Source organism: Variovorax sp. FW305-3-2-15-B-LB1 (assembly GCF_058787635.1).
The window spans coordinates 1-22,680 of sequence record NZ_JBYSZY010000014.1 but is presented as its reverse complement, the minus strand read 5'-3'; the positions used below and the strand labels follow the sequence as shown (position 1 = coordinate 22,680).

Below are 22,680 nucleotides of genomic sequence, written 5' to 3'. Positions count from 1 at the left end.
CAGGCATGCAACTGAAATTCGTTCTCCCGCTGATCGCAGCGACCCTCGCGCTGGCACTGCCGGCGCAGGCGGACAACGCCCGCCTGCGCGTGGCCGGCAACCTGGTGGCCACCGGGCTGATCCAGCAGACCAAGGAGCAGCCCTTCTTCGAGAACTTCGCGAAGAACACGGGGCTGGCCATCGACGCCGACTACAAGCCGATGGACGTGCTGGGCGTGAAGGACGCCGACGGCCTGCGCGTGCTGAAGTCGGGTCTGTTCGACATCGTCACTCTGCGCCTGGCACAGGTGTCGCGCGACGAGCCCTTCTTCCTCGGCCCCGACATCGTGGGTCTGTCGACCGACTACGAGGTGGCGCGCAAGGTGGTCGATGCCTACCGTGAGGCCTTCGACAAGCGGCTGCAGGAGCGCCACGGCGGCAAGCTGCTGGGCATCTATCCCTTTGGCCCGCAGGTGGTGTTCTGCAAGGTGGCGATCGGCGGCCTGGCCGACCTGAAAGGCAAGAAGGTGCGCGTGTACGACCAGTCGCTCGCCAAGTTCATCGAGAAGCTCGGCGGCATCCCGGTGACCATTCCCTTCGGTGAGACGCAGCAGGCGCTGGAGCGCGGCGTGACCGACTGCGCCATCACCGGCCCGAGCTCGGCCAACTCGGCCGGCTGGCCCGAGGTCACCACGCACTTCATGCCGATCGGCTTCCAGATCGCGCTCAACGCGTACGCGATCAACCTGCAGAAGTGGAACGCGCTGAGCGCCGACCAGAAGGTGAAGCTCACCGAGGCCTTCCGCAAGTTCGAGACCGAGGTGTGGGGCTATTCGAAGGAACTGTTCGACGATGCCTCGCGCTGCAATGTCGGCAAGGAGCCGTGCAAGACCGTCAAGAAGTTCGCGATGAAGGACGTGCCGGTGAAGCCGGGCGACCAGCAGATGATCCGCGACGCGCTGACCACGGTGTCGCTGCCGATCTGGAGCGAACTCTGCGACAAGTCCTACGACAAGTGCTCGGCCACCTGGAAGCAGGTCGTCGGCCCGGTGGTCGGTCTCAAGTAGCCCGGTATGCCATCGCTCTGGCAACTCACCGCGACCGAGCTCGCCGCAGGCTTTCGCGATGCGTCGTTCACCCCGACCGACGCGCTGCATGCCTGCCTGCAGCGCAGCGCCGAGGTCAACCCGCGGCTGAACGCGCTCATCACGCTCGACAGCGAAGGCGCCACGCACGCCGCCGAGCAGAGCACCGCGCGCTGGCGCAGCGGCCGGGCGCTGGGCGCGCTCGACGGCGTGCCCGTCACCATCAAGGACAACCTGCAGGTGCGCGGCCTGCCGACGCACTGGGGCAGCCGCGCGCTGGCCGGTGTGCTGGCCGAGCGCGACGAGCTGCCCGTGGCCAGGCTGCGCGAGGCCGGCGCCGTGATCTTCGGCAAGACCAACGTGCCCGAGTTCACGATGCAGGGCTACACCGACAACCCGGTGTTCGGCCCCACCGGCAACCCGTGGGACCCGGCGCTCACGCCCGGCGGTTCGTCGGGCGGCGCAGTGGCGCTGGTGGCCGCGGGCGGCTGCCCCATTGCGCTGGGCACCGACGGCGGCGGCTCCATCCGCCGGCCGGCCTCGCACACCAACCTCGTGGGCTTCAAGCCCTCGCGCGCCCGCGTGCCGCGCGGCGACGGGCTGCCGCCGATCTTCCTGGGCTTCGAAGTCGCGGGCCCGATCGCGCGCAGCGTGGCCGACGTGGCGGCGGTGATGCAGGTGATCGGCGACCGGCCGGTGGAGGAGGGCGCGGGCCCGCAGCGCGCGCGCATTCTCTTCATTCCGCGCTTCGGCGATCACCCGGTCGATCCGCAGATCGCGGCGCTCACTGAAGCGGCTGCGCGGCACATGACCGCACTCGGCCACGAGGTGACGACGGCGCAGGACTTCGGCATCGCCGAGGCGGTCAACCAGCGCTGGCCGCTGCTGGCGCAGGTCGGGCTGGCCTGGCTGGTGGCGCATCCGCAGGAGCTGTCGAGCCGGCCCTTCGACGCGTCGCTGTTCGGCCCCGCGATGCAGGCGAACGCCGAGAGCGGCCGCAAGGCCAGCGCGAGCGAGCTGTTCGAGCTGCTGTACGAGGCCGAGCGGCTGCGCAACACGCTGGCGCAGCTGTTCGACCGCTACGACTTCCTGCTCACGCCCGCCGCCGCCGCGCTGCCCTGGCCCGCTGGCGAGACGCATCCCACGCGCATCGACGGGCGCGAGGTCGGCCCGCGCGGCCATGCGGTGTTCGCCGGCTTCGCGAACGCCGTGGGCCTGCCCGCCATCGCGCTGCCGTGCGGCTTTGCGGGACCGCTGCCGGTCGGCGTGCAGCTCGTGGCGCGCGAAGGGGCGGACGACGCCTTGCTCGCGCTCGCGCGCTCGTTCGAACAGGCCCATCCGTGGCGGCGCTTCCCCGCGTTGTGACGCTGGCCGAGGCCGTGGCGGCGCAGCTCGCGCCGGCCGAGGCCGCGCAGGCGCTGTGCCGCGCGCGGCGCGACGGGCGGCGCGTGATGTCGGCGCTGCTGCCGTCGCACGACCGGCGCGCCGCCTACGCCATCCAGGACGCGACGCTGGCGGCGCTCGGTGCGGTCGGCGGCTGGAAGGTCGGCGCGAGCGCGCCGGGCCGCGAGCCCGTGTGCGCGCCGCTCCCGGCCGAAGGGCTGGTGCCCGGCGGCGCGGCGCTGGTCGGCGGGGCATGGCATCTGCGCGGCGTCGAGGCCGAACTCGCGTTCCGCCTCGGCGCCGACCTGCCGCCGCGCGCGTTGCCCTACACGCGCGATGAGGTCGCCGACGCCATCGACGCGGTGCAGCCCGTGATCGAGGTGGCGGAGACCCGGCTGATCGACTGGCTCGACGCCAGCCCTTCTGCGCTGCTGGCCGACCTGCTGTGCCACGGCGGCCTCGTGCTCGGCGAGCCCGCGCCCTTCGAGCGGTCGTGGCTCGACCTCGCGCAGACCGAGGTCGTGATGCATTTCGACGCGCAGGTCGTCGCCCACACGGTCGGGGAGCACACGCACCCCGACGTCGGTGGGCTGCTCGTGTGGCTGGCCAACGAAGGCGCGGCCCGGGGCGAAGGCCTGCGGGCCGGCCAGGTCGTGACGACCGGTTCATGCACCGGCATGTTGTTCGCCTCGCAGGGCACGGCCGTGCGGGCGGAAGTGAAGGGGCTCGCGCCGTTGCACGCGCGCTTCTGAATGTCTTTCCTGGGATCACTGGAGGAACCCGATATGTCCCATTCAACGATCGACGCGGTCGCGCAGGCGCTGGTGCGTGCGCGCGGCGCGCACGTCGCGTGCCCGGCGGCCAGCGTGGCCGGAGGGCTCGCGCAGGCCGACGAGGCCTACGCCGTACAGCAGCAGGTGGCGCAGTCGCTTGGCTGGTTCGGTGTGGCGCCGCCCCGGTACTGGAAGGCCGGCGGCCCGTCGCGCGATGCCGTGCTGACGCATGCGCCGCTGCCGCCGCGCGGCGTCTGGACCAGCCCGGCCACGGCCGGCGACTGGCCGCTCCACCTCCGCGGCATCGAGGCCGAGATCGCGCTGCGCATCGGCCGCGACGCCGATGCGGCCCTGGCTTCGAAGCTCGACGCGGACAGCGCCCGCGCGCTGATCGATGCGATGACGGTCTCCATCGAGATCGTCGATTCCCGCTGGCAGGAGGCCCTCGGCGCGCCCGCGCTGTGCAAGCTGGCCGACCTGCAGTCGCACGGCGCGCTGGTGCTCGGCGAGTGGGTGCCGTTCGTGGCCCGCGACTGGGCCGCGCAGGCCTGCGAGGTGCGCATCGGCGCGCGCGCGAGCGTGGTGCGCCGCGGCACGCATTCGCTCGGCGACCCCGCCTGGGTGCTGCCCGCGTGGCTGCGCCATGCCACGCGCCACGGCGACACCGTCGCGGCCGGCACCGTGGTCACGACCGGCACCTGGGTCGGCATTCTCGAAGCGGGCGAGGGCGACCTCGTCACCGCCGAATTCCCCGGCATCGGCCACGCGTCGGTGCAGTTCTAGCAATTTCCACAACCCATCCAGAACGGAGACAACCCCCATGATCGCGCTCGACAACCACCCCAGCGGCCGCCACTTCCTGCAGATTCCGGGCCCCAGCCCCGTGCCCGACCGCATCCTGCGGGCCATCAGCCTGCCGACCATCGACCACCGCGGGCCCGAGTTCGCCACGCTGGGCAAGAAGGTCATCGGCGGGTTGCAGCAGGTGTTCCAGACCCGGCACCCGGTTGTCGTCTATCCCGCGTCGGGCACCGGCGCCTGGGAGGCGGCGCTGGTCAACGTGATGAGCCCGGGCGACCACGTGCTGATGTTCGAGACCGGCCACTTCGCGACGCTGTGGCAGAAGATGGCGCGCCGGCTCGGCCTGGAGCCCGAGTTCCTCGCGCTCGAAGGCACCGACGAGACCGGCCTGCCGCGCAGCTGGCGCCACGGCGTGCAGGCCGACCTCATCGAGCAGCGCCTGCGCCAGGACACCACGCACCACATCAAGGCCGTGTGCGTGGTGCACAACGAGACCTCGACCGGCGTCACCTCCGACATCGCCGCGGTGCGCCGCGCGATCGATGCGGCGGGCCATCCGGCGCTGCTGATGGTCGACACCATCTCGGGCCTGGCGAGCGCCGACTACCGGCACGACGAATGGGGCGTGGACGTCACCGTCAGCGGCTCGCAGAAGGGCCTCATGCTGCCGCCGGGCATCAGCTTCAACGCCGTGTCGCCCAAGGCGCTCGAGGTGGCGAAGACGGCGCGCCTGCCCAAGGCCTTCTGGGCCTGGGACGAGATCATCGAGATGAACCAGGGCGGCTACTGGCCCTACACGCCGAGCACGAACCTGCTGTACGGCCTGAGCGAGGCGCTGGACATGGTGCTGGAGCAGGGCCTGCCCGTGATCTTCGCGCGCCACCAGCGCTGGGGCCGCGGCGTGCGCGCCGCCGTGCAGGCCTGGGGCCTGCCGACGCAGTGCGCCGACGAGCGCGTGCACTCGCCGGTGCTGACCGGCGTCATCACGCCGCAGGGCGTCGATGCCGATGCGCTGCGCCGCCTCATCCACCAGCGCTTCGATCTCTCGCTGGGCGCGGGCCTGGGCAAGCTGCGGGGCCGCATGTTCCGCATCGGGCACCTGGGCGACTGCAATGACCTGACGCTGATGGCTGCCTTGACCGGCATCGAGATGGGTTTCAAGCTGGCGGGCGTGCCGGTGGCCGGCAGCGGGGTGCTGGCGGCCATGGCGTACTTTGCGCAAACACCGGCCGCCAACGCCGCGTGATCCCCCGGGAAGGGGCTGCGGCCTAGGTGTTTGCCATTATCGTCAACAATATTGTCAACATTGATGTTGACGTTGATTTCGACAAAGCCTAAATTCCGCTCCACAGCCTCGGTGGTGCACTGGACCGGACCAGCCCGACCCGCGACTGCAAAGTTCGCCAGCGTGCCGGGTCGTTTCCTTGCAAGCTGGCATCCGTGCCACTGCAAGGAGACAAACCGATGCAAAACACCATGACGGACGGCGCCAAGGCGACCGCCGCAGCGCCCGACGCCGCCCTCCAGCCCACCAAGGTGCGCTGGAAGATCTTCCTGATGATGTTGTTCCTGATCTCGATCAACTACATCGACCGGGCCTCGCTCTCGGTGGCCATGCCGCTGATCGCCAAGGAATTCGACATCGGCCCGGCCGTGCAGGGCCTGCTGCTCAGCTCCTTCTTCTGGACCTATGCGCTGATGCAGATCCCGGGCGGCATGTTGGCCGACCGCTTCGGCCCGCGCGTCGTCATTGCCGGCGCCACCGTGGGCTGGGGCTTCTTCCAGGCCATCGCCGCGGCCTGCACCGGCTGGGTGCCCCTGCTGCTCATGCGGCTGGGCCTGGGCGCCGCCGAGGCGCCGATCTATCCGGCGGGCGGCAAGCTCAACGGCATCTGGATGACGCAGACCGAACGCGGGCGCGGCGCCACCTTGCTCGACGGCGGTGCGCCCCTGGGCGCGGCGCTGGGCGCGATCCTGATCTCGGCGCTGATCGCCGTGCTCGGCTCGTGGCGCCTGGCCTTCGTGATCGCCGGCGTCGGCACCGTCATCGCCGGCTACTTCGCCTGGCGCTACATCCGCAACCATCCGCGCCAGCATCCCGACGTGAACGAAGCCGAGGCGCGCTACATCGAGGCCAGCCACGCCGCCGACGCCGCCAAGGAATCGGCCAATGCCAGCGGCCGCGTGCTCGACTTCTTCCGCTACCGCTCGGTGTGGGGCATGTTCTTCGGCTGGATGTGCTTCAACGCGCTGTTCTACGGACTGCTCACCTGGATGCCCAACTACCTGTCGAAGGTGCACGGCTTCGACATCAAGCAGATGGGCGGCGCGGTGTTCATCATGTTCTTCTCGGGTTTCGTCGGCGAAATGTTCGGCGGCTGGCTGGCCGACAAGTGGATGGCGGCCGGCGCGTCGCAGAGCAAGGTGCTGCGCACGCTGTTCGGCATCTCGTCGATCATCGCGACCATCGCCATCTTCATGGTGACGCGGATCACGGACCCGGTCGCCGTGGTCGTGCTGCTGTCGGTCACGCTGTTCTTCCTGCGCTGGTGCGGCCTGTTCTGGTGCGTGCCGTCGATCCTCGGCACGCGTGCCCGGGTCGGCTTCCTGGGCGGCACGATGAACCTGGGCGGCAACGTGGCGGGCATCGGCGTGCCGATCGTGGTCGGCCTGATCGTGCAGGCCACGGGCTCGTACTTCATGGCGCTGATGCTGTTCACGGCCGCCGGTGCGGGCCTGTTCGTCTGCTCGACGATGCTGATCGATTACAGCAAGAAGCTGCCGGTCTGACGCCAACCACCCCGACGTCCATCACATGACCTCTCGCAAACTCATCGGCGTGCTCACGCCGTCCTCGAACACGGCGCTCGAACCGCTGACCAGCGCGATGGTCGCGGCCGTGCCCGGCGTCTCGGCGCATTTCTCGCGCTTCACCGTCACCGAGATCTCGATGCGCGATGCGTCGCTGAACCAGTTCGACGACAGCAAGATTCTCGAGGCCGCGCGGCTGCTGGCCGATGCGCGCGTCGACACCATCTGCTGGAGCGGCACCTCGGCCAGCTGGCTGGGCTTCGAGAAAGACCAGGCGCTGTGCGCGCGCATCACCGAGGCCACCGGCATCCCGGCGACCACCTCGGTGCTGGCGCTCAACGAACTGCTGGCCGCGCAGGGCGCGCGCACGCTGGGGCTGGTGTCGCCGTACGTCGAGGACGTGCAGCGGCGCATCGTCGCCAACTACGCGGGCATCGGCATCGACTGCGTGGCCGAGCGCCACCTGGACCTCACGGTGAACTTCTCGTTCAGCGAGGTCGAGCCCGACACGCTGCGCCGCATGCTGCGCGAAGTGGCGCAGCAGCGCCCCGACGCCATCACCATCATGTGCACGAACCTGAGCGGCGCGCAGCTGGTCGAGGAAATGGAGCGCGAGCTCGGCATCCCGATCTACGACTCGGTGGCCACCGTGGTCTGGCGCGCGCTGAAGACGGTCGGCGTCGCGCCGGGCGCGGTGAAGGGCTGGGGCCGGCTGTTCGACGCGAACGCCTGAACGGCTGCCACCGACCACCTGACACAGACAGAAAAGCAAAGAAAGACCATGACCTTCCGCGACCTCGATCTCGTGGTGCGCAACGCCCGCGTTGCCACTGCCAGCGACACCTTCGATTCGGACATCGGCATCGCCGGCGGCCGCATCGTGCAGCTCGGCCTCGGCCTGCCGCCCGGCCGGCAGGAGATCGACGCCGCTGGCCGCTACGTGACGCCGGGCGGCGTCGACGCCCACTGCCACCTCGACCAGCCGATGGAGCCGCCCGTGCGCATGGCCGACGACTTCGGCTCGGGCACCCGCGCCGCGGCCTGCGGCGGCACCACCACCGTGATCCCGTTCGCCGCGCAGCAGAAGGGCCAGTCGCTGCGCGCCGCCGTGCAGGACTACCACCAGCGCGCCGAGGGCCGCGCCCACGTCGACCACGCCTTCCACCTGATCGTGAGCGACCCGACCGAGGAAGTGCTCAAGCACGAGCTGCCGCAGCTCATCGCCGAGGGCTACACCTCGTTCAAGATCTACATGACCTACGACGATCTGAAGCTGGACGACGGCCAGATCCTCGACGTGCTGTCGGTGGCGAGAGAGCAGGGCGCGATGGCCATGATCCATGCCGAGAACGCCGACTGCATCGAGTGGCTGACCAAGCGGCTCGAAGCCAGCGGGCGCACCGCGCCGCGCTTTCATGCGCACTCGCGGCCGATGCTGGTCGAGCGCGAGGCGACGCACCGCGCCATCGCGCTGTCGGAGCTGGTCGATGTGCCGATCATGATCGTGCACGTGTCGGGGCGCGAAGCCGTCGAGCAGATCCGCTGGGCGCGCGCGCACGGCCTGAGCGTGTTCGCCGAAACCTGTCCGCAGTACCTGTTCCTGACCGCCGAAGACCTGGGCATCGACGACAGCTACCAGGGCGCGCGCTGCGTCTGCAGCCCGCCGCCGCGCAACCGCGAGAACCAGCAGGTGATCTGGAACGGGCTGTCCGACGGGCTGTTCACGATCTTCTCGTCGGACCATGCGCCGTTCCGTTACGACGCGCCCGAGGGCAAGAAGCCCGGCGGCGAAGAGGTCGCGTTCCGCCACATCCCGAACGGCATTCCGGGCATCGAGACGCGGCTGCCGCTGTTGTTCTCGCACGGCGTGCTCGACGGGCGCATCACCATCAACAAGTTCGTCGAGCTGACGTCCACCAACCCCGCCAAGGCCTACGGGCTGCACCCGCGCAAGGGCACGATTGCCGTCGGCGCCGACGCCGACCTCGTGGTCTGGGGCACCACGCCGCGCGCCATCCGCAACGCCGACCTGCACCACGACGTCGACTACACGCCCTACGAGGGCATCGAGGTGAAGGCCTGGCCGGCGCTGACGCTGGCGCGCGGCGAGGTCGTGTGGGACGGCGAACGCTTCCATCCGCGCGCCGGACGCGGAGAATTCCTGCGCCGGGGCGAGCCCACCTTGCTGCCGAGCCGCCGACCCGCCTGAACCTGGAGCCACCGCCATGAACCTGCTGCTCATCAACCCCAACACCTCGCAAAGCGTCTCCGACCTGATCGCGGCCGAGGCCCGGCGCGCGGCCGCGAGCGACACGCACATCGAGGTGCTCACGGCGCCCTTCGGCGTGGCCTACATCGAGACGCGCTTCGAATCGCTGATCGGCGCCTATGCCGCCGCCACGCTCGCGGCCGAGCACCACACGCGGCACGACGCCATCGTGGTCGCGGCCTTCGGTGACCCCGGCATCGACGGCCTGCGCGAGGCGCTCGACATCCCCGTGGTCGGCCTCACCGAAGCCGCGCTCATGAGCGCGTGCCTGCTGGGCAAGCGCTTCTCGATCATCGCGATCTCGCGCCGCATCACGGCCTGGTACCGCGAGTGCGTGCAGGCCAACGGCCTCATCGACCGGCTGGCGAGCATCCGCAGCCTGGACGGTCCGCTCAAGGACATCGGCCACGTGCAGGACGACCACGGCCAGCGGCTGGAGGCCCTGTGCATGTCGGCCATCGAGGACGACGGCGCGGACGTGATCATCATTGCCGGCGCGCCGCTGGCGGGGCTGACGCGCTCCATCAAGGACCGCATTCCGGTGCCCGTGGTCGACGGCGTGTCGAGCGCCGTGTGCCATGCGCAGACGCTCGTGTCGCTGGCACCCGCGCCGGCGCGCCTGGGCAGTTTTGCGCCGCCGCCGATCAAGCCGAACCACGGGCTGCCCGAGGCGCTGGCGCGGCTTCTGGCGCGTGACGGCGCCCGCGCGCCAGGCTGAGGTCGCGGGCCCCGTGACGCTCTGCAGCCTCGAGGGGGCGTCGATAGAATCGGCGCCGATGCCCACCAAAGCCCCAGCCCGCAAGACCAGCGCGAACGGCGCGACTGGCGCCACCGGCACGACCGGTGCCACCCCTGCCCGCGAACACAGCGTCGACGAGATCGCCGAGAAGATCTCGGCCGCCATCCTGGAACACCGTCTCGCGCCGGGCACGAAGCTGGGCGAAGACCGGCTGGCCACGATCTTCGCGACCAGCCGCGCCAAGGTGCGCGAGGTGCTGGCCCGGCTGGCGCACGAACAGATCGTCGAGCTGGTGCCGCAACGCGGCGCCTTCGTCGCCAAGCCCACCATCGAGCAGGCGCAGGATGTGTTCGAGGCGCGCCGCCTCATCGAGCCCGGTGTGCTGCGCCGCCTCATCCGCACGCTCGACGACGCCAAGCGGGAGCGCCTGCAACGCCATATCGAGCTCGAGGCCGATGCACGGCGCCGCGACGACAAGCGCGCCATCGTGCGGCTGTCGGGCGAGTTCCATGTGCTGCTGGCCGAGCTGGCCGGCAACTCGGCGCTGGCGCGTTCGATGCGCGAGCTGTCGGTGCTGACCTGCCTGATCATCTCGCTGTACGACGCGCCCACGGCCACCAGCTGCCGCGCCGACGAGCACGAGGAAATCGTCGCCGCCGTGAACCGCGGCGACGCCGCACGGGCCGAGAAGCTGATGCTGCATCACCTCGACCACATCGAGCAGAGCCTGAAGCTGGACGACAGCGCGGAAGAGGTCGATCTCGAAAGCGTGTTCAGCTGAACCGGAGGAGGTCGGGCAACGGCATGCCCGATGTCCGCAAGGCATAGGCAAACCCATTGCGGGTGCCCAACAAACAAAAAGCCCCAGCAGCTTGGCAGCTACTGGGGCATCGTTTTGGCGGAGCAGGCGGGATTCGAACCCGCGGAGGGCTATTAACCCTCACACGCTTTCCAGGCGTGCGACTTAAACCGCTCATCCACCGCTCCTGAGCCCACGATTGTAGCGCGGGTTTTCAGCCGTTTTCAGGTCGGGCCAGAGCTTTTGCCAGTTTGGATCATGCGCATGGCCGACGAGATCAGCGCGGCCGTCTCGGTCATGTTGCTCGGCACGATGAGCGTGGTCTTCGAGTCGGCGGCCACCTTGCCGTAGGCATCGACGGCGCGCTCGGCCACCTTCAGCTGCACGGCCTGTTCGCCGCCCGGCTGGCGGATGGCGGCGGCCACGCGCTCGATGGCGTCTGCGGTGGCGGTGGCCACGGCCGTGATGGCGGCGGCTTCACCTTGCGCGTTGTTGATCTGCGCCTGCTTCTCGCCCTCGGAGCGGGCAATGAAGGCTTCGCGTTCGCCGGTGGCGATGTTGATCTGTTCCTGGCGACGGCCTTCCGAGGCGGCGATGAGTGCGCGCTTGCCGCGTTCGGCGGTGATCTGCGCCTGCATGGCCAAGAGGATTTCCTTGGGCGGCGTCAGGTCCTTGATTTCGTAGCGCAGCACCTTCACGCCCCAGTTGAGTGCGGCCTCGTCGATGGCGGCCACGACCTGGGCGTTGATCACGTCGCGCTCTTCGAAGGTCTTGTCGAGCTCGAGCTTGCCGATCACGCTGCGCAGCGAGGTCTGTGCGAGCTGGGTCACGGCCACGATGTAGTTCGACGAGCCGTAGCTGGCGCGCATCGGGTCGGTCACCTGGAAGTACAGGATGCCGTCGACCTGCAGCTGCGTGTTGTCGCGCGTGATGCAGATCTGGCTGGGCACGTCGAGCGGGATTTCCTTCAGGCTGTGCTTGTACGCCACGCGGTCGATGAACGGGATCAGGAAGTTCGGGCCGGGCGTCATGGTGCCGTGGTATTTGCCCAGGCGCTCGCGCACCCATGCGTTCTGCTGCGGCACGAACTTGACCGACTGGCTGATGAAGATGATCGCGATGACCAGGATGATGAGAGGAACTGAAAATTCCATGGTGTTGCTTCCTTTTCGAATGCGTTTTTCTGACTGACCGATTGAACTGCTAGATCTGCTAGATCTTGTCGACCACGAGGCGGCTGCCGACCACCTCGACCACGCGGTGTTCGCCGGTGGAGGGCGCATGGCCCGCGCGCAGCACGACGGTCCATTGCGAGCCGCGGTAGCGCACGGTGGCGGTGCCGTCGAGGTTCCAGGCATCGACGTACACGCTCTCGCCGATGTCCAGGTTGAGATCGCGGTTGGCCTCGCTGGAGGGCTCGGCAGGGCGGTTGCGGCGGATCAGGTACCAGGTCACGACCGCGCCCACGCCGACCACGGCGGCCACCAGCAGTTGCGTGACGAGGCTGAAGCCCAGGTGGGCGGCGATGGCTGCGGCGGCGAAGCCGGCGGCCAGCAGCAGCAGGTACACCGTGCCGGACAACAACTCGGCCACGATGGCCGCGCCTGCGATCAACCACCAGAAGGTGGGATTTCCCATGGCAACTCCTCTCTTCTTTTGTTACTTGGACCTTCGCCATTCTGCGGCATGGCGCGCCATGCGCCTGTGTCGCGTAGGGATATGGCGCCCGCCGGGGCCGTCCCGGCCGGCGCACCCCACGGGGCTTGCAGGCGCCCGACGCAATCCGTCATCCGAATTCCGTACACTTCGCGCCTCGCTCATTGCCTGTCTGACTGCCTGTCCGGAGCCCCGCTCATGAAATTTCGCTTTCCCATCGTCATCATCGACGAGGACTTCCGCTCCGAAAACACTTCGGGCCTCGGCATCCGCGCGCTCGCGCAGGCCTTCGAAAGCGAGGGCTTCGAGGTGCTGGGCGTCACGAGCTACGGTGACCTGAGCCAGTTCGCGCAGCAGCAAAGCCGCGCCAGCGCCTTCATCCTGTCGATCGACGACGAAGAGTTCTCGGTCGGCCCCGACCTCGACCCGGCCGTGCTGAGCCTGCGCAGCTTCATCGGCGAGGTGCGTCGCAAGAACGCCGACGTGCCGATCTACATCTACGGCGAGACCAAGACCTCGCGCCACATCCCGAACGACATCCTGCGCGAGCTGCACGGCTTCATCCACATGTTCGAGGACACCCCCGAATTCGTGGCGCGCCACATCATCCGCGAGGCCAAGAGCTACCTGGAAGGCGTGCAGCCGCCGTTCTTCAAGGCGCTGATCGACTACGCCGAAGATGGCTCGTACTCGTGGCACTGCCCGGGCCACTCGGGCGGCGTGGCGTTCCTGAAGAGCCCGGTGGGCCAGATGTTCCACCAGTTCTTCGGCGAGAACATGCTGCGCGCCGACGTCTGCAACGCGGTGGAAGAACTGGGCCAGCTGCTCGACCACACCGGCCCGGTGGCGGCCAGCGAGCGCAATGCGGCGCGCATCTTCAACGCCGACCACTGCTTCTTCGTGACCAACGGCACCAGCACCAGCAACAAGATGGTGTGGCACCACACGGTGGCGCCCGACGACGTGGTGGTGGTGGACCGCAACTGCCACAAGTCGATCCTGCACGCGATCATCATGACCGGCGCGATCCCGGTGTTCATGAAACCCACGCGCAACCACTTCGGCATCATCGGCCCGATCCCGAAGAGCGAGTTCGAGCAGAGCGCCATCAAGGCCAAGATCAAGGCCAACCCGCTGCTCGCCGACGTGGACCCGAACAAGGTCAAGCCGCGCGTGATGACGCTCACGCAGTCGACCTACGACGGCGTGATCTACAACACCGAGACCATCAAGAACATGCTCGACGGCTACGTCGACACGCTGCACTTCGACGAGGCCTGGCTGCCGCACGCGGCCTTCCACCCGTTCTACGGCGCCTACCACGCGATGGGCAAGCGCCGCGTGCGGCCGAAGGAATCGCTGGTGTTCGCCACGCAGTCGACGCACAAGCTGCTGGCCGGCATCAGCCAGGCCAGCCATGTGCTGGTGCAGGACTCGCAGAACCGCGCGCTGGACCGCGACCTCTTCAACGAGGCCTACCTGATGCACTCGTCGACCAGCCCGCAGTACGCGATCATCGCCAGCTGCGACGTGGCCGCCGCCATGATGGAGCCGCCCGGCGGCACCGCGCTGGTGGAAGAGAGCATCCTGGAAGCGCTCGATTTCCGCCGCGCCATGCGCAAGGTCGAGGAAGAGTTCGGCAAGGACGAGTGGTGGTTCAAGGTCTGGGGCCCCGAGAAGCTCGTCGACGAAGGCATCGGCCGCGCCGAAGACTGGATCATGCACGGCGAGAAGAACGGCAAGCCCAAGAGCAAGAAGTCGCCGCGCAACTGGCACGGCTTCGGCGAACTGGCCGACGGCTTCAACATGCTCGACCCGATCAAGTCGACCATCGTCACGCCGGGCCTGGACCTGGAAGGCAACTTTGCCGAGACCGGCATCCCCGCCAGCGTGGTGACCAAGTTCCTGGCCGAGCACGGCGTGATCGTGGAGAAGACGGGCCTCTATAGCTTCTTCATCATGTTCACCATCGGCATCACCAAGGGCCGCTGGAACACTTTGCTCACGGCGCTGCAGCAGTTCAAGGACGACTACGCGCGCAACCAGCCGATGTGGCGCATCCTGCCCGAGTTCTGCCAGCAGCACCCGGGCTACGAGCGCCTGGGCCTGCGCGACCTGTGCCAGCACATCCACCAGCTGTACGCGCGCTACGACGTGGCCCGCCTCACGACCGAGATGTACCTGAGCGACCTCACGCCGGCCATGAAGCCCAGCGACGCCTTCGCCCACATCGCGCACCGCAAGACCGAGCGCGTGGAGATCGACGAGCTCGAAGGCCGCATCACCACCAGCCTGATCACGCCGTACCCGCCGGGCATTCCGCTCCTGATCCCGGGCGAAGTGTTCAACAAGAAGATCGTCGACTACCTGAAGTTCTCGCGCGAGTTCAACCTGCAGTGCCCGGGTTTCGAGACCGACATCCACGGCCTGGTGGCGCGCATCGACGAGACGGGCAAGAAGCGGTACTACGCGGACTGCGTGCGTCAGGCAAGTTGAAAGAGGAGCGTGCCCCGGTGAGGGGCACGGTCTGCGAAGGCTGGGCTAGCCTTCGCGCATCCGCATGAAGCGGGCGAATTTCGGCAACCCGCTCGGGTGCGTGCCGTTGTAGCGGTAGGTCACCAGGCTGCCGATCGGCGGCGGCTGGTCGCGCTCGGCGTCGGTCAGGCCGGTGCCGAGCCGGAAGCGCTGGCCGTCGGGCATCTCGACCATCAACGCGCCGAGCCGGCCGTGGTGCTTGCCCTTGCCGGGCAGGTGCGCGACCACGCGAGCCTCGGCGTCCTCGAAGGGCTTGACCTTGAGCAGGTCGTTGTTGCGCTCGCCGCGGTACATCGACGCGCCCCGGTGCAGCATCAGGCCCTCGCCGCCCATCTTCACGGTCTTGTCGAGCAGCGCCTGCAGGTCCTCGTGCGTGGTGGCGGGCTGCTGCGGCACGGCCACCACCCACGGCGCGTCGGTGATCGGCAGCAGCTTGCGCAGCGCCGCGAGGCGGGTGTTGAAGTCGCCGCCCTGGGCGGGCAGGTCGAACACCATGAAGCGGATCTCGTGCCAGGCCGTGTCGCTGGGCGTCTGGCTGCGCACGGTCGACATCGTGTGGTTGAAGCGGCCACGTCCCGCCCACAGTTCGCCGTCGAGCGGCTGCTTGGGCAGCGAGGCGGTGAACCAGGCCGGCACCATGACGGGCTCGCCGCCGCGGGTCCAGAGCTTCTGGCCGTCCCAGTAGCCGCGCACGCCGTCGAACTTCTCGCTGACCCAGTAGCCCGCGAGCGACATGCCGGGGCGGTACACCTCGGCCAGCATCAGGGCGGGCCCGGCGGCGCGTGCGAACGCGGCGCGGCCCGAGAGGGCTGTGCCCAGTCCCGCAAGCAGGAGGAGGGAGCGTCGATTCAACACGATGGCAGGCGCTGGGAGCCGAGAGGGGAAATTACTCCGCCATGCCTCCGACCACGTTGCTGAAGCCGCCGTCCACGTAGGTGATCTCGGCGGTGACGCCGCTGGCCAGGTCGCTCAGCAGGAAGGCGGCCACGTTGCCGACTTCCTCGATGGTCACGTTGCGGCGGATCGGCGAGGCGTCGGCCACGGCCGTGAGGATCTTGCTGAAGCTCTTGATGCCGCTGGCGGCGAGCGTCTTGATGGGGCCGGCGCTGATGCCGTTCACGCGCATGCCCTTCGGGCCGAGCGAGGCGGCGGTGTAGCGCACCGAGGCCTCGAGCGAGGCCTTGGCCAGGCCCATGGTGTTGTAGTTGGGCAGCGCGCGCTCGGCGCCCAGGTAGGTCAGCGTGAGCAGGGCCGACTTGTCGTTGAGGTAGGGCAGGGCCGCCTTGGCCATGGCCGGGAAGCTGTACGCACTGATGTCGTGCGCGATCTTGAAGCCTTCGCGCGAGAGGCCTTCCAGGAAGTCGCCTGCGATCGACTCGCGCGTGGCGAAGCCGATGCTGTGCACGAAGCCGTCGAATTTGGGCCAGGTCTGCGCGAGGTCGGTGAAGAGCTTGTCGATCTGCGCGTCGTCGCCCACGTCGCAGTCGAAAATCAGTTTCGAGCCGAAGTCTGCGGCATATTCGGTGATACGGTCCTTGAATCGCTCGCCGACATAACTGAAGGCGAGTTCCGCGCCCTGGTCGTGACAGGCCTTGGCAATGCCATATGCAATGGAGCGATTGCTCAACACACCGGTGATCAACAGTTTCTTGCCGGAAAGAAAGCCCATGAAGTTGCCTCGTGAAAATCTTGGGCAGAATTCTCGCATGCGAGGTTGGCTGCTCTGGATGTTGGCGCTCCTGGCGCTGCCCTCGTGGGCGGCGCACGGGCTGGGCATGGGTTACGAGCCCAAGTACCCGGCGTCGTTCACGCATTTCGACTACGTGAACCCCAACGCGCCCAAGGGCGGCGACCTGACCTTGTCGGCCGCTGGCAGCTTCGACAAGCTCAACCCCTTCACCTTGCGCGGCGTGCCGCCGGTGGGCATGGGCTACAGCGCCAACGGCTTCGTGTTCTCCGAGTACGGCCTGCTCTTCGACTCGCTGACCACGCCGAGCGAGGACGAGCCCTTCTCGCAGTACGGCCTGCTGGCCGAGGACATCCAGCTGGCGCCCGACCGCTTGAGCGTCACCTTCCGGCTGAACCCCAAGGCGCGGTTTTCCGACGGCTCGCCGGTGCTGGCGAAAGACGTGAAGTACTCCTTCGACACCCTGCGCAGCAAGCTGGCCGGGCCGACCTTCCGCTCGTACTGGGCCGACATCAAGGAGGCCGTGGTGACGGGCGAGCGCACCATCCGCTTCGACTTCGTGCGCCAGAACGCCGAGCTGCACATGATCATCGGTGGGCTGCCGGTGTTCTCCAGCGCCTGGGGCAAGGGCAAGCCCTTCGATCAGATCGTGACCGAGGCGCCGATCGCGAGCGGGCCGTACATGGTGGACAGGGTCGATTTCGGCAAGTTCATCTCCTACCGCCGGCGCCCGGACTACTGGGCCGCCAACCTGCCGGTGCGCAAGGGGATGTTCAACTACGACACGGTGTCGTACCAGTATTTCAAGGACTCGCTCGGCGAGGAAGAGTCGCTCAAGGCCGGCGCGCTCGACGCAATGGAAGAGCGCTCGATCATCGCGTGGGTGCGCCGCTACAAGGGCCGCCGCTTCGACTCCGGCGAGCTGGTCAAGGAAGAGATCGCGCATCGCCGCTTCACCGGCATGCAGGGCCTGGCGCCCAACCTGCGGCAGCCGCGCTTCGCCGACATGCGCGTGCGCAGGGCGCTGGCGCTGGCCTTCGACTTCGACTGGCTCAACGCCCACCTGTTCTATGGCCGCCGCGGGCGCACCCAGAGCTACTTCCAGAACAGCGACGACCTCATGGCCCAGCCCGAGGTCAGTCCCGAGGAGCAGGCGCTGATCGACAAGCTCAAGACCCGGCAACGCTACCTCGACAACACCAAGGGCGAGTTGCCGCGCCCCGACAGCAGCGGCGACACCGCCGAAGGCCTGCGGCGCAACCTCGTGAAGGCGCAGGAGTTGCTCAAGGAGGCCGGCTGGAGCTACCGCGACGGCGCGCTGCGCGACAAGGCCGGCACGCCGTTCGTGATCACCATCGACATCGCCGACCGCAGCTCGGGCGTGGTGCTTGCGCCGTATGCGCGCAACCTCGGCAAGCTGGGCATCCGCCTGGACTACCGCCTGCGCGACCCGAGCCTGCTGAAGAAGAAGCTGGACGACTTCGATTTCGACATGGCCATCAGCCTCGTCGGTGGCTCGTCGAGTCCCGGCAACGAGCTCTACGACGACTTCGGCTCGAAATCGGCGAGCGAGAAGGGCAGCCAGAACCTGAGCGGCATCAACGATCCGGTGGTCGACGAGATCGTCGAGGTGATCGTCAACAGCCACGACCGCGCCTCGCTCGCGGCGGCCGCGCGGCTGCTGGACCGCTACTTGCTCCACCAGCACTACATGACCCCGATGTACTACGGCAAGCAGTATTTCATTGCCCACAAGCGAAAGCTGCGTCGCCCGGATGCGCCACTGCCGCAGCGCCTGCTGGCGGGGTCGGCGATGCTGACGATGTGGTGGATCGAGCCGAGCGCCAAGTAAGAGAACAAGAACACGCATGGCCGCCTACCTGATCCGACGCCTCCTGCTGATCGTTCCCACGCTGTTCGGCGTGCTGCTGCTGAACTTCGCCATCGTGCAGTTCGTGCCGGGCGGTCCGGCCGAGCAGTTGCTCTCGCAACTCACCAACAAGGAGAACCGCATCTCGGGCGGCCCCACCGGCCGCACGCTCGACGCCAAGCAGGTGGCTGAGATCAAGGCGCTCTACGGTTTCGACAAGCCAGCCCCCGAGCGCTTCTGGCAGATGCTCAAGCAGTTCGCGCGTTTCGACCTGGGCAAGAGCTTCTTCCAGAGCAAGGACGTGTGGCAGCTCATCAAGGAGAAGCTGCCGGTGTCGATCAGCCTGGGGCTGTGGACCTTCTTCATCAGCTACCTCATCGCGGTGCCGCTGGGCGTGGCCAAGGCGGTGCGCGCGGGCTCGCGCTTCGACTTCTTCACGACGCTTCTCGTGCTCGTCGGCTACGCCATCCCGGGCTTCGTGCTGGGCGTGGCGCTGCTGGTGATCTTCGGCGGCCAGCTGCAGTGGTTCCCGCTGCGCGGGCTGACCTCGCCGAACTGGGAGTCGCTGAGCTGGGGCGCGCGCATCGTCGACTACCTGTGGCACATCACCTTGCCGGTGACGGCCATGGTGCTGGGCAGCTTCGCGATCACCGCGATGCTCACCAAGAACTCCTTCCTCGAGGAGATCCGCAAGCAGTACGTGCTGACGGCGCGCGCCAAGGGGCTGGCCGAGCGGCAGGTGCTGTGGAAGCACGTGTTCCGCAATGCGCTGATCCCGATCATCACGGGCTTTCCGACCGCCTTCATCGGCGCCTTCTTTTCGGGCGCGCTGCTGATCGAGACGCTGTTCTCGCTCGACGGCATGGGCCTGCTGAGCTACGAGAGCGTGCTGCGGCGCGACTACCCGGTGTTCCTGGGCACGCTTTATCTGTTCACGCTGATCGGGCTGGTGACCAAGCTCATCTCCGATCTCTGCTACGTCTGGGTCGATCCGAGGGTGAAGTTTGACTGAAGCCGCCGCCGTGTCCGTGAGCCCCGGGCGCCGTGCCTGGCGCCGTTTCCGCCGCAACCCGCTGGGGTTCTGGAGCCTGGTCGTCTTCTCGGCGCTGGTGGTGCTGAGCCTGTTCGCCGACGTGCTGTCCACCGACAAGCCGCTGGTGGTGCGCTACGAAGGCCAGACCTACTTCCCCGTGCTGCGCGACTATTCCGAGAAGACCTTCGGTGGCGATTTCGAAACGCCGGCCGACTACCTCGACCCCTTCATCGAGCAGCGCATCACGCAGGGCGACAACTGGGCGCTGTATGCGCCCAACCGCTACGGCCCGGCCACGCTCAACTATTTCTCGAAGCCGCCGAACCCCGCCGCACCCTCGCACGCGAACCTGCTGGGCACCGACGAGCGCGGGCGCGACCTGCTGGCCCAGCTGATCTACGGCTTTCGCGTGAGCGTGCTGTTCGCGCTGGCGCTCACGGTGGTCGGGGTGGTGCTGGGCATCGCGACCGGTGCCGTGCAGGGCTTCTTCGGCGGCAAGATCGACCTGACCTTCCAGCGCCTGATCGAGATCTGGAGCGCGATGCCCGAGCTGTACCTGCTGATCATCTTCAGCGCGATCTTCACGCCGAGCGTGTCGCTGCTCTTGATCCTGCTGAGCCTGTTCGGCTGGATGGGGCTGTCGGACTACGTGCGCGCGGAGTTCCTGCGCAACCGCCAGATGGACTACGTGCGCGCCGCGCGCGCGCTCGGCGTGGGCAACCTGCAGATCATGTGGCGCCACATCCTGCCCAACAGCATGGTGCCGGTCGTCACCTTCCTGCCGTTCCGCATGAGCGCGGCCATCCTGGCGCTGACCTCGCTCGATTTCCTCGGGCTGGGCGTTCCGCCCGGCACGCCGTCGCTCGGCGAACTGCTGAGCCAGGGCAAGGGGAACATCGACGCCTGGTGGATTTCGCTGTCCACCTTCTGCGTGCTGGTCGTCACGCTGATGCTGCTGACCTTCATGGGCGACGCGCTGCGCGATGCGCTCGACCCCCGCAAGGCCGACAAATGACGACGATGCGCGACACGACGAAGAACCAGCCCTTGCTCGACGTGAAGGGGCTGCGCGTCGCCTTCGGCGGCAAGCCGGTGGTGCATGGCATCGACCTGCAGATCGCGGCGGGCGAAAAGCTCGCGCTGGTCGGCGAGTCGGGCTCGGGCAAGACGGTCACGGCGCTGTCGCTGCTGCGGCTGGTGCAGAACGCCGACCTCGCCGGGGTGGCAACCCTGTCGGGGGCGCAGGCGCAGCGCGGTGCGCGCGACCTGCTGTCGATTCCGGAGCGCGAGCTGCGCGGCATCCGCGGCAAGGAGATCGCGATGATCTTCCAGGAGCCGATGACCGCGCTCAATGCGCTGTACACCGTGGGCGACCAGATCGCCGAGGTGCTCGAGTTGCACGAAGGGCTGTCGGCCCGCGCCGCGCAGGAGGCGGCCGTGCAGCTGTTGGCCGACACCGGCATTCCCGAACCGGCGAGGCGGGCGAGGTCGTATCCGCACCAGCTCTCGGGCGGGCAGCGCCAGCGCGCCATGATCGCGATGGCCCTGGCCTGTAAGCCGCGCCTGCTGCTGGCGGACGAGCCGACCACGGCGCTCGACGTCACGGTGCGTGCGCAGATCCTCGAGCTGCTGGCCGAGCTGCAGCGCAAGTACGGCATGGCCGTGCTGCTCATCACCCACGACCTGAACCTGGTGCGCCGTTTTGCCGACCGCGTGGCGGTGATGGAGCGCGGCCACATCGTCGAGCACGGCCCGGTGGGCACGGTGTTCGAGGCGCCGCAGCATGCCTACACCCGCAAGCTGATCGACAGCCATCCGGCGCGCGACGTGGCCGAGGCGGCCGCCGACGGCGCGGCGCCGCCGGTGCTGGAGGCCCGGGCGCTGCGCGTGAGCTATCCGGTGTCGCGCCCCGGCTTCGCGGGCTGGTTCCGCAAGGGCGAGTTCGTCGCCGTGCAGGGCGCCGATTTCCGGATCGCGCCGGGCGAAACGCTGGGCGTGGTCGGCGAATCGGGCTCGGGCAAGTCGACGCTGGCGCTGGCCGCGCTCGGCCTGCTCAAGCACCGGGGCGAGCTGCAGGTGACGGGGAAGGGCTGGGCGGTGGACCGCGCCTCCGACCTCGCGCTGCGCCGCACGATGCAGGTGGTGTTCCAGGACCCGTTCTCGTCGCTCTCGCCGCGCATGACGGTCGAGCAGATCGTGGGCGAGGGGCTGCGCGTGCATGCGCCCGAGCTCGACGCCGCGGCCCGCCGGGCGCGCGCGCTCACGGCGCTGGCCGACGTGGGGTTGAGCGAGGCGCAGTTTCCCGCGCTGCTCGACCGCTATCCGCACGAGTTCTCGGGTGGGCAACGCCAGCGGCTGGCGATCGCCCGGGCGCTGATCGTCGATCCGCGGCTGCTGGTGCTCGACGAGCCCACCAGCGCGCTCGACGTGACCATCCAGAAGCAGGTGCTCGGCCTGCTGCAGCGGCTGCAGCGCGAGCGGGGGCTGAGCTACCTCCTGATCACCCACGACGTCGAGGTGATCCGCGCCATGGCGCACCAGGTCATCGTGATGAAGGACGGTGCGATCCTCGAATCCGGGCCGGCCCTGCGCGTCCTCGACGCCCCCGAGCATCCCTACACACAGAAGCTGGTGGCAGCGGCGCTACTGGAATAAAAAACGGAGACGGGTGGAAATGTCGAATATCGGACACGACCGGCGCGGTGCCTGGCGCGCGGCGCTGGCCTGCATGGTCACGCTGGCGGTGGCCATGGGCCTGGGGCGCTTCGCCTTCACGCCCATGCTGCCCATCATGCTGAGCGAGGGAAAGCTCGAGCTGGCCGGCGGCGGTTTGCTGGCGTCTCTTAATTACCTGGGCTATTTCTTCGGCGCGGTCAGCTGCGCGGCCATCGGCATCAAGGCGTCGAGCATGGTGCGCGGCGGGTTGCTGGCCACGGCGGCCTTGCTGGTCGGCATGGGGCTGCTGCACAGCTTCATCGGCTGGGGCGTGCTGCGCGCGGCGGCCGGGGTGATGAGCGCCTGGGTCTTCGTGTTCGCCTCGGGCTGGGGGCTGCGCCGGCTGGCCGAGACGAACGCGCCCGCGCTGGCCGGCGTGATCTACACCGGGCCGGGCATCGGGATCGCCATGACCGGGTTGCTGGGCGGTGCGCTCGGCCGCTGGGGTTCGGAAGCGGGCTGGATCGGCCTCGGGTTGCTGGCCGTGGTGCTGATCGCGGTGATCTGGCGGGTGTTCGATGACGGCGAGCGGGTGGGGGCGGTGG

At 68.4% G+C, this 22,680-nt stretch carries 20 protein-coding genes and 1 tRNA gene; 16 read left to right on the top strand and 5 right to left on the bottom strand.

The annotated features are described in order from the left end of the window. Positions 1-5 precede the first annotated feature (5 nt). From AC3WQR_RS11285 to AC3WQR_RS11240, 10 genes are all read left to right on the top strand, one after another. Positions 6-1,046 (top strand): TRAP transporter substrate-binding protein, encoded by a 1,041-nt coding sequence (locus AC3WQR_RS11285; protein WP_492742078.1) that lies wholly within the window; start codon positions 6-8, stop codon positions 1,044-1,046. A 6-nt stretch (positions 1,047-1,052) separates the two neighbouring features. Further along, positions 1,053-2,429, top strand: coding sequence for an amidase (locus AC3WQR_RS11280; RefSeq protein WP_492742077.1), 1,377 nt, complete (start codon positions 1,053-1,055; stop codon positions 2,427-2,429). Next, entirely contained in the window at positions 2,405-3,199 is a 795-nt protein-coding gene (locus AC3WQR_RS11275; RefSeq protein WP_492742076.1) for a 2-keto-4-pentenoate hydratase, read from the top strand. The genes AC3WQR_RS11280 and AC3WQR_RS11275 overlap by 25 nt, the downstream gene beginning before the upstream one ends. Positions 3,200-3,232: 33 nt before the next feature. Continuing rightward, on the top strand, positions 3,233-4,003 hold the full coding sequence (locus AC3WQR_RS11270) for a fumarylacetoacetate hydrolase family protein (RefSeq protein ID WP_492742075.1): 771 nt from the start codon (positions 3,233-3,235) through the stop codon (positions 4,001-4,003). Positions 4,004-4,040: 37 nt separating this feature from the next. Continuing rightward, positions 4,041-5,267, top strand: coding sequence for a pyridoxal-phosphate-dependent aminotransferase family protein (locus tag AC3WQR_RS11265; protein ID WP_492742074.1), 1,227 nt, complete (start codon positions 4,041-4,043; stop codon positions 5,265-5,267). A gap of 218 nt (positions 5,268-5,485) precedes the next feature. Continuing rightward, on the top strand, positions 5,486-6,811 hold the full coding sequence (locus AC3WQR_RS11260) for an MFS transporter (protein ID WP_492742073.1): 1,326 nt from the start codon (positions 5,486-5,488) through the stop codon (positions 6,809-6,811). 25 nt (positions 6,812-6,836) lie between these two features. Then, positions 6,837-7,565 carry a maleate cis-trans isomerase family protein gene (locus tag AC3WQR_RS11255; RefSeq protein ID WP_354342085.1) on the top strand — a complete coding sequence of 243 codons (729 nt, stop codon included), beginning with the start codon at positions 6,837-6,839 and terminating at the stop codon, positions 7,563-7,565. Positions 7,566-7,613: 48 nt separating this feature from the next. Continuing rightward, positions 7,614-9,041 carry a dihydropyrimidinase gene (hydA, locus tag AC3WQR_RS11250; RefSeq protein ID WP_307588420.1) on the top strand — a complete coding sequence of 476 codons (1,428 nt, stop codon included), beginning with the start codon at positions 7,614-7,616 and terminating at the stop codon, positions 9,039-9,041. Between the two features lie 16 nt (positions 9,042-9,057). After that, a complete protein-coding gene (locus tag AC3WQR_RS11245) occupies positions 9,058-9,819 on the top strand; it encodes an aspartate/glutamate racemase family protein (RefSeq protein WP_492742072.1) in 762 nt (253 codons plus the stop codon). 58 nt (positions 9,820-9,877) lie between these two features. Beyond that, the gene (locus tag AC3WQR_RS11240; protein ID WP_159271732.1) at positions 9,878-10,621 is read left to right on the top strand and encodes a GntR family transcriptional regulator; all 744 of its coding nucleotides are present in this window, start codon (positions 9,878-9,880) and stop codon (positions 10,619-10,621) included. A 115-nt stretch (positions 10,622-10,736) separates the two neighbouring features. Here AC3WQR_RS11240 and AC3WQR_RS11235 read toward each other — a convergent pair. The 3 genes from AC3WQR_RS11235 to AC3WQR_RS11225 all read right to left on the bottom strand — a co-directional run bounded on the left by AC3WQR_RS11235 (position 10,737) and on the right by AC3WQR_RS11225 (position 12,277). Next, positions 10,737-10,827: transfer RNA gene (locus tag AC3WQR_RS11235), tRNA-Ser, on the bottom strand. Between the two features lie 36 nt (positions 10,828-10,863). Continuing rightward, entirely contained in the window at positions 10,864-11,793 is a 930-nt protein-coding gene (locus tag AC3WQR_RS11230; RefSeq protein ID WP_093239542.1) for an SPFH domain-containing protein, read from the bottom strand. A gap of 58 nt (positions 11,794-11,851) precedes the next feature. After that, positions 11,852-12,277: an NfeD family protein gene (locus AC3WQR_RS11225; RefSeq protein ID WP_139701638.1), complete on the bottom strand. Its 426-nt coding sequence runs from the start codon at positions 12,275-12,277 to the stop codon at positions 11,852-11,854. 216 nt (positions 12,278-12,493) lie between these two features. On the opposite strand from AC3WQR_RS11225, the gene AC3WQR_RS11220 reads away from it, so the two are divergent. Continuing rightward, the gene (locus AC3WQR_RS11220; RefSeq protein ID WP_062479834.1) at positions 12,494-14,791 is read left to right on the top strand and encodes an arginine/lysine/ornithine decarboxylase; all 2,298 of its coding nucleotides are present in this window, start codon (positions 12,494-12,496) and stop codon (positions 14,789-14,791) included. A gap of 45 nt (positions 14,792-14,836) precedes the next feature. On the opposite strand, the gene AC3WQR_RS11215 is transcribed toward AC3WQR_RS11220, so the two are convergent. Further along, a complete protein-coding gene (locus tag AC3WQR_RS11215) occupies positions 14,837-15,685 on the bottom strand; it encodes a DNA ligase (RefSeq protein ID WP_492742071.1) in 849 nt (282 codons plus the stop codon). A 31-nt stretch (positions 15,686-15,716) separates the two neighbouring features. Beyond that, entirely contained in the window at positions 15,717-16,499 is a 783-nt protein-coding gene (gene fabI, locus AC3WQR_RS11210) for an enoyl-ACP reductase FabI (protein ID WP_095745393.1), read from the bottom strand. A 37-nt stretch (positions 16,500-16,536) separates the two neighbouring features. On the opposite strand from fabI, the gene AC3WQR_RS11205 reads away from it, so the two are divergent. The 5 genes from AC3WQR_RS11205 to AC3WQR_RS11185 all read left to right on the top strand — a co-directional run. Beyond that, complete coding sequence (locus AC3WQR_RS11205) at positions 16,537-18,369, top strand: extracellular solute-binding protein (protein WP_492742070.1); 1,833 nt, start codon at positions 16,537-16,539, stop codon at positions 18,367-18,369. 16 nt (positions 18,370-18,385) lie between these two features. Beyond that, positions 18,386-19,399 (top strand): microcin C ABC transporter permease YejB, encoded by a 1,014-nt coding sequence (locus tag AC3WQR_RS11200; protein ID WP_062479827.1) that lies wholly within the window; start codon positions 18,386-18,388, stop codon positions 19,397-19,399. Then, entirely contained in the window at positions 19,392-20,435 is a 1,044-nt protein-coding gene (locus AC3WQR_RS11195) for an ABC transporter permease (RefSeq protein WP_062479825.1), read from the top strand. Before AC3WQR_RS11200 ends, AC3WQR_RS11195 begins: the two co-directional genes overlap by 8 nt. Continuing rightward, a complete protein-coding gene (locus tag AC3WQR_RS11190) occupies positions 20,432-22,075 on the top strand; it encodes an ABC transporter ATP-binding protein (protein WP_492687158.1) in 1,644 nt (547 codons plus the stop codon). Before AC3WQR_RS11195 ends, AC3WQR_RS11190 begins: the two co-directional genes overlap by 4 nt. A gap of 19 nt (positions 22,076-22,094) precedes the next feature. Then, positions 22,095-22,680: YbfB/YjiJ family MFS transporter (locus AC3WQR_RS11185; RefSeq protein ID WP_492742069.1), on the top strand; the 586-nt coding region annotated here is incomplete at its 3' end.

What these genes read in the sequence shown, in the direction of transcription:
- AC3WQR_RS11225 (WP_139701638.1), bottom strand. Translation starts at nt 12,277, where the DNA reads ATGGGAAATCCCACCTTCTGGTGGTTGATCGCAGGCGCGGCCATCGTG.
- AC3WQR_RS11280 (WP_492742077.1), top strand. Translation starts at nt 1,053, where the DNA reads ATGCCATCGCTCTGGCAACTCACCGCGACCGAGCTCGCCGCAGGCTTT.
- AC3WQR_RS11260 (WP_492742073.1), top strand. Translation starts at nt 5,486, where the DNA reads ATGCAAAACACCATGACGGACGGCGCCAAGGCGACCGCCGCAGCGCCC.
- AC3WQR_RS11190 (WP_492687158.1), top strand. Translation starts at nt 20,432, where the DNA reads ATGACGACGATGCGCGACACGACGAAGAACCAGCCCTTGCTCGACGTG.
- AC3WQR_RS11205 (WP_492742070.1), top strand. Translation starts at nt 16,537, where the DNA reads ATGCGAGGTTGGCTGCTCTGGATGTTGGCGCTCCTGGCGCTGCCCTCG.
- AC3WQR_RS11245 (WP_492742072.1), top strand. Translation starts at nt 9,058, where the DNA reads ATGAACCTGCTGCTCATCAACCCCAACACCTCGCAAAGCGTCTCCGAC.
- AC3WQR_RS11285 (WP_492742078.1), top strand. Translation starts at nt 6, where the DNA reads ATGCAACTGAAATTCGTTCTCCCGCTGATCGCAGCGACCCTCGCGCTG.
- AC3WQR_RS11255 (WP_354342085.1), top strand. Translation starts at nt 6,837, where the DNA reads ATGACCTCTCGCAAACTCATCGGCGTGCTCACGCCGTCCTCGAACACG.
- fabI (WP_095745393.1), bottom strand. Translation starts at nt 16,499, where the DNA reads ATGGGCTTTCTTTCCGGCAAGAAACTGTTGATCACCGGTGTGTTGAGC.
- AC3WQR_RS11200 (WP_062479827.1), top strand. Translation starts at nt 18,386, where the DNA reads ATGGCCGCCTACCTGATCCGACGCCTCCTGCTGATCGTTCCCACGCTG.
- AC3WQR_RS11220 (WP_062479834.1), top strand. Translation starts at nt 12,494, where the DNA reads ATGAAATTTCGCTTTCCCATCGTCATCATCGACGAGGACTTCCGCTCC.
- AC3WQR_RS11240 (WP_159271732.1), top strand. Translation starts at nt 9,878, where the DNA reads ATGCCCACCAAAGCCCCAGCCCGCAAGACCAGCGCGAACGGCGCGACT.
- AC3WQR_RS11230 (WP_093239542.1), bottom strand. Translation starts at nt 11,793, where the DNA reads ATGGAATTTTCAGTTCCTCTCATCATCCTGGTCATCGCGATCATCTTC.
- hydA (WP_307588420.1), top strand. Translation starts at nt 7,614, where the DNA reads ATGACCTTCCGCGACCTCGATCTCGTGGTGCGCAACGCCCGCGTTGCC.
- AC3WQR_RS11265 (WP_492742074.1), top strand. Translation starts at nt 4,041, where the DNA reads ATGATCGCGCTCGACAACCACCCCAGCGGCCGCCACTTCCTGCAGATT.
- AC3WQR_RS11270 (WP_492742075.1), top strand. Translation starts at nt 3,233, where the DNA reads ATGTCCCATTCAACGATCGACGCGGTCGCGCAGGCGCTGGTGCGTGCG.